Origin of the sequence: Streptomyces kebangsaanensis (genome assembly GCF_001906585.1) — a bacterium.
In the GTDB taxonomy this organism is placed as follows: Bacteria; Actinomycetota; Actinomycetes; order Streptomycetales; family Streptomycetaceae; genus Streptomyces; species Streptomyces kebangsaanensis.
In genome coordinates, this window is the sequence record NZ_JUJA01000033.1 from 115438 (window position 1) to 121029 (window position 5592).

A 5592-nucleotide genomic window follows, 5' to 3' on the forward strand; every position below is an offset into this window, starting at 1 on the left:
GGGCAGACAGCGTGAAGCCCCGTCCACCCTGAAAGTGGACGGGGCTTCACGACGTGGTGGGCGTCACTCCGAGAGCGTCGCTTCCGCGTCCAGCGTCGTCGCGACCGCCTGGATCACCGCGGCGATCTTGAAGGCCTCCTGGACGACCTCACGCTCGACACCGGCCTTGCGCAGCACCTGCTCGTGGGAGTCGAGGCACATGCCGCAGCCGTTGATGGCGGAGACCGCGAAGGACCACAGCTCGAAGTCGACCTTGTCGACACCGGGGTTGCCGATGACGTTCATCCGCAGACCGGCGCGCAGGGTGCCGTACTCCTGGTCGGAGAGGAGGTGACGCGTCCGGTAGAAGACGTTGTTCATCGCCATCACCGCGGCAGCGGCCTTCGCCGCCGTGTACGCCTCCGGCGACAGGTTCTCCTTCGCCTCCGGCTCCAGCTCCCGCAGCACGATCGGCGAGCGCGAGGCGATCGCCGTCGCCAGCACCGCGCCCCACAGCTGCTGCGCGGGCAGGTCACTGTTGCCGATGACCGAGCCCAGGTTGAGCTTCAGGTCCTTGGCGTAGTCCGGAAGGGCGGACCTCAGGGCGTCCAGCGACATGCGTCACTCACCCGCCAGCAGCGCGACCGGGTCCAGGGTCTCGTCGCCCTTGGACCAGTTGCACGGGCACAGCTCGTCCGTCTGCAGGGCGTCCAGGACCCGCAGGACCTCCTTGGGGTTACGGCCGACCGAGCCCGCCGTCACCATGGAGAACTGGATCTCGTTGTTCTGGTCCACGATGAAGACCGCGCGCTTGGCGTAGCCGTCCTCGCCCTCGATGCCCAGCGCGCGCATCAGCTCGTGCTTGGGGTCGGCCATCATCGGGAACGGCAGGTCGCGCAGGTCGTCGTGGTCCTTGCGCCAGGCGTGGTGGACGAACTCGGAGTCACCGGAGAAGCCGAGGACCTGGGCGTCGCGGTCGGCGAACTCGTCGTTCAGCTTGCCGAAGGCGGCGATCTCGGTCGGGCACACGAAGGTGAAGTCCTTGGGCCAGGCGAAGATCACCTTCCACTTGCCCTCGTAGGTCTTGTGGTGGATCTCCGCGAACTCCTTGCCCTTCTCCAGCGAGACGCAGGCGGTCAGTTCGAACTCGGGGAACTTGTCACCGACAGTGAGCACACGCTCTCCTTGCAGCGAAGAAACACCGGCTTTGCCCGTGTTTCCCAGGGGTTGGACGATGCTGATGTTGGCACACGGTGCATTGATTGCGGAAATAGCTACACTCGGTCGTGTTGATCGGAGGTACCTATAAGTGAGCCGTTCGCGTAGGCAGCCCAGCCTGTCCCAGCTGCGCGCCTTCGCCGCCGTCGCCGAGCACCTGCACTTCCGGGACGCCGCCGCGGCGATCGGCATGAGCCAGCCGGCGCTCTCCGGCGCCGTCGCCACCCTGGAGAAGACACTCGGTGTCACCCTCCTGGAGCGTACGACGCGCACGGTACTGCTCTCACCCGCGGGTGAACGTCTCGCCGTGCGGGCCAAGGCCGTGCTCGGCGAGGTCGGCGCGTTCCTGGAGGAGGCGGAGGCCGTCCGCGCGCCCTTCACCGGCGTACTGCGCCTCGGTGTCATCCCCACGGTCGCGCCCTACCTCCTGCCCACCGTTCTGGGCCTCGTCCACGACCGCTACCCCGACCTCGACCTCCAGGTCCACGAGGAGCAGACCGCCAACCTGCTGGAGGGGCTGGCCGGCGGACGGCTCGACCTGCTGCTGCTCGCCGTGCCCCTCGGTGTGCCCGGCATCGTCGAACTCCCCCTCTTCGACGAGGACTTCGTCCTGCTCACCCCGCTCGGCCACTGGCTCGGCGGCCGGGAGGGCATACCCCGCGAAGCCCTGAAGGAACTGAAGCTGCTGCTCCTCGACGAGGGTCACTGCCTGCGCGACCAGGCCCTCGACATCTGCCGCGAGGCCGGTCGCGTGAACGCGCCGGTGAAGACCACCGCCGCCGGGCTGTCCACCCTCGTCCAGCTCGTCGCCGGCGGTCTCGGCTGCACCCTGCTGCCCCGCACCGCCCTCAGGGTCGAGACCTCCCGCAACAACCGGCTCCTCACCGGCTACTTCGCCGACCCCGCCCCCTCCCGGCGCATCGCCCTGGCCATGCGCACGGGCGCGGCCCGCGCCGCCGAGTACCGGGAACTCGCCGCCGCCCTGCGAGCGGAACTGCGGCCCCTGCCGGTGCGGGTGCTGAACGGCGGCGGCAGGGACTGAGCCCCGGCGCGCGGGGGCTCAGTCCCCGGCGGTCACTCGGTGCGCAGGCCGTCGGGGCGCATCAGGCGCAGGAGGGGTGGCAGGCTGAGGAGGGTGACCGTGAGGACGACGCCGGCGCCGACGCCGGTCATGGCCAGGACGCTCGGCCAGTCCACGGCCACGGGCGTGCCCGTCATCCTCAGCAGCACCGCGCCCAGGGTGAGGCCCACCACCGAGGCCAGCAGCAGGCCCAGCGCGATGGGGACCGCCGTCTGCCACAGCACCGACAGGCTCAGCGTGCGCCGCCGGGTGCCGAAGGCGACCAGCGCCGACAGCAGCTTCTTCCGCTCGCGCAGCTGCTCCAACTGCGACACCAGCAGGCTCGCCCCGATCAGCAGCAGCACACAGGTCGCGCCGACGAACAGACCGGTGCGGATGGAGGTGAACTGCTTCGACCGCTCGGTGGACATCAACGCGTACACCCTTGTCATCGGGTCGATGGCCGTCGCCGTGTTGCGCACGTACTCGCGCACGTCCGGTACCGACTCGTCGAGCGACAGGTAGACGCTGTGGCTGATCGCCGAAATCACCTCCGCGGGCGCCGCGGCCGGCGTCATCAGGAAGCCCCCGTAAGCCCCCCCGTCCGGGTCCTTGATCGAACGGGCGGACTTCAGGATGGTCGGCACGGCCCACCGGACCTCCGAAGCCGGGTCCTCGTCGGAGGTCTGGGAGAAGTACAGCTTGCGGCCGGGCCTCGCCAGTTTCGCGGTGTCGGCGTCGTCCTCGGCACCGCTCACCGCGAAGACGTCACCGTCACGGCAGGAGGACACGGTCGCCACCTCGCGCAGGGACGCGCAGTCGCCGATCGTCACCATGGCAGAGGTGTTCTCCCGCTCGGAGCTCCAGGAATGGGCACCGACGGCTGTCCTGGACAGCGTGGTGACCTTCCGTACGCCCTTGGTGGCGGAGAGCTTCTCGGCGGTCGTGGTGGGTGCGACCCCCGGCGACACGAGCAGAGTCATCTGGGCCCGCTGCACGTCGTTCCCGGAGCGCTTGGTGTAGTCGCCCTCCACCCCCGCGAAGAGCATCTGCAGCGCGATCGCCCCGGCTACCGCTACCGCGATGCCGTTCACCAGGCGCGCCGCCGTACCGCTGCTCAACTGCAGCCGCCGTACCGCCAGTTGCCAGGCAACCCCGCCGCCAGGTCCGAGCCGGGCGACGACCGTCTCCACGACCCACGGCAGCAGCGCGGTCACGCCGACGAGCAGCAGCATCACGCCGCCGATCACCAGGAACTGGTTGAAGTCCCCGTTGTCGCGGCCCTTGCCGAGCATCGGGTACAGCAGCGCCAGGCCGCCCAGCGGCAGCAGCAGCCGCCACCACAGCCGGCGTCGTGCGGGCTTGGCCGTACGCACCACGCCCAGCGGCTCGATGACCACCCCGCGCAGCGCCAGCAGGGTGACCAGCACCGCGGCGGCCGGGACCACGACCGCGACCAGCGCCGCCAGCGCGGGCGAGGGGTTCAGGTAGCTGGGGAAGACGCTGATGCCGAAGACCTCCGCGGATCCCGCGGCCTGACGGCCGGCCAGGAAGAAGGCCGTGCCGAACACCAGCCCGAGCAGTGAGCCGCCGAGCGCCTCGCCGGCCGCGATCCGGCGGGTCATCCGGCTGTCGGAGCCGACCAGGCGGAGCGCGGCGAGCCTGCGATCACGTGCCTCGCCGCCGAACCGCACCGCCGCGCCGATGAACACGGCGACCGGCATCAGCAGCACCACGAAGACGACCATCACGAGCAGCAGCAGCACCGGGTCCATCCGCTCGGACGACGGGTGCGGGTCGCCGAACTCGGTGATCCGGTCCGCCTGCCAGCCGTTCATGCGCGGCGCCAGGTTCTCCACGCCCGCGTAGTAGGCGAGTTCGCGCGAGCCGACGAGCCCGCTCTCGCCGATCGTGCCGGTCACCCGGTACGGCAGCCGTTCGCGCAGCAGCTTCCCGCCGTCGGAGTCGAGCAGCTCCTTCAGTGCGGGGGAGACCACCATGTCGCCCGGCGCCGGATACTTCGTCAGGCCAGGCGCGAGCGGGGCCCGCGGCCCCTCGGGCTCCACCAGCCGCCCGCGGATGCTCTTGTCGTGGTAGTCCGTGTCGACGTCCGCGATCACCAGGGTGTCGTCGGCCTTCGGCGGGGAGTGCTCGCTGTAGGTGAAGTCCAGGCGGGCCTGTTCCCGCTGGTGCCGTACCGAGAGCGCGCTGGGTATCGCGGTGGTCAGCAGCAGCAGGGCCACGCCGAGGCCGACGCCGACCGCCGTCAGCAGCACCCGGGTCCAGCCCTCGCGGCCCCCCGTGAACGCGAACCTGGCGCCCATGGACAGGTCGCGGGCCCTCCCCCAAGCTCTCGACTGCGCTCGAGCAGGGAGGTGCCCCCATCGCACTCTCATACGACCCGCTCCATGTCCCTTGACTTCCCGTCCCGTACGACGATCTCGCGGTCGGAGTAGGCGGCGACCCGTGCCTCGTGGGTGACGAGGACGACGGCCGCGTTGGAGGACCGGGCGGCCTCGGTGAGCAGCTCCATCACCCGCTCGCCGTTGAGGGAGTCCAGCGCGCCGGTCGGCTCGTCGGCGAACAGCACCCTGGGGTCGGTGACCAGGGCGCGGGCGACCGCGACGCGCTGGCCCTGACCGCCGGACACCTCGCCGGGCCGCTTCCTGCGCAGGTCGTCGACCTCCAGGCGCTCCATCCACGTCAGTGCGGTGCGCTCGGCCTCCTTGCGGGAGGTGCCGTTCAGCCTGAGCGGCAGGGCCACGTTCTCCACGCAGGTCAGCTCGGGCACCAGCTGGCCGAACTGGAAGACGAACCCGAACTCCGAGCGCCTGAGCGCACTGCGCTGGGCGTCGGTCATGGTGGACAGCTCACGGCCGTCGTAGGTGATCGACCCCGAGTCGGGGGTGACGATCCCGGCGAGGCAGTGCAGCAGCGTGGACTTGCCCGAGCCGGAGGGGCCCATCACGGCGACGACCTCGCCGGGGTGGACGGAGAACTCGGCGCCGTCCAGCGCGGTGGTCGGGCCGTAGGCCTTGCGCAGGTTCTCGGCGGCCAGCAGGGAGCCGGGGGGAGGGGTCACCGGGTCACCGCCTCACGGAGCTTGTCGAGGCGAGCGGCGGTCAGCTCCAGCCAGCGCAGGTCGGCCTCGAGGTGGAACAGGGCGTGGTCGCAGATCAGCTGGTCGGCGAGGTCCCCCGTGCGCTTGCGGTCGGTCAGGATCCGCATGCCGCGCAGGTGCTCGGCGCGCTGGGTGTCGAGGATGTCGGTGGCGTCGCGGTGGGTCAGCAGCGCGAGGACGACCTTGGTGTAGAGGGTCGACTGGAGGTACGGCT

5 protein-coding genes and 1 pseudogene are annotated in these 5592 nt (G+C 70.6%); 1 reads left to right on the forward strand and 5 read right to left on the reverse strand.

Features of this window, described 5'->3' with window-relative positions:
- Positions 1-63 precede the first annotated feature (63 nt).
- Both RH94_RS03860 and RH94_RS03865 read right to left on the reverse strand, forming a co-directional pair.
- Positions 64-597, reverse strand: a complete 534-nt coding sequence (locus RH94_RS03860) for an alkyl hydroperoxide reductase (RefSeq protein WP_073946235.1) — start codon at positions 595-597, stop codon at positions 64-66.
- A 3-nt stretch (positions 598-600) separates the two neighbouring features.
- Complete coding sequence (locus RH94_RS03865) at positions 601-1155, reverse strand: peroxiredoxin (protein ID WP_073946236.1); 555 nt, start codon at positions 1153-1155, stop codon at positions 601-603.
- A gap of 133 nt (positions 1156-1288) precedes the next feature.
- Between RH94_RS03865 and RH94_RS03870 the strand changes: the two genes are divergently transcribed.
- A complete protein-coding gene (locus tag RH94_RS03870) occupies positions 1289-2239 on the forward strand; it encodes a hydrogen peroxide-inducible genes activator (RefSeq protein WP_073946237.1) in 951 nt (316 codons plus the stop codon).
- A gap of 32 nt (positions 2240-2271) precedes the next feature.
- On the opposite strand, the gene RH94_RS03875 is transcribed toward RH94_RS03870, so the two are convergent.
- The 3 genes and pseudogenes from RH94_RS03875 to RH94_RS42245 form a co-directional block, all read right to left on the reverse strand.
- Positions 2272-4581, reverse strand: coding sequence for an ABC transporter permease (locus tag RH94_RS03875; RefSeq protein WP_079188880.1), 2310 nt, complete (start codon positions 4579-4581; stop codon positions 2272-2274).
- Between the two features lie 68 nt (positions 4582-4649).
- Positions 4650-5339, reverse strand: a complete 690-nt coding sequence (locus tag RH94_RS03880; RefSeq protein WP_073946239.1) for an ABC transporter ATP-binding protein — start codon at positions 5337-5339, stop codon at positions 4650-4652.
- Positions 5336-5592: pseudogene (locus tag RH94_RS42245) on the reverse strand (PadR family transcriptional regulator); the annotation flags it as partial. The pseudogene RH94_RS42245 and the gene RH94_RS03880, both read right to left, overlap by 4 nt.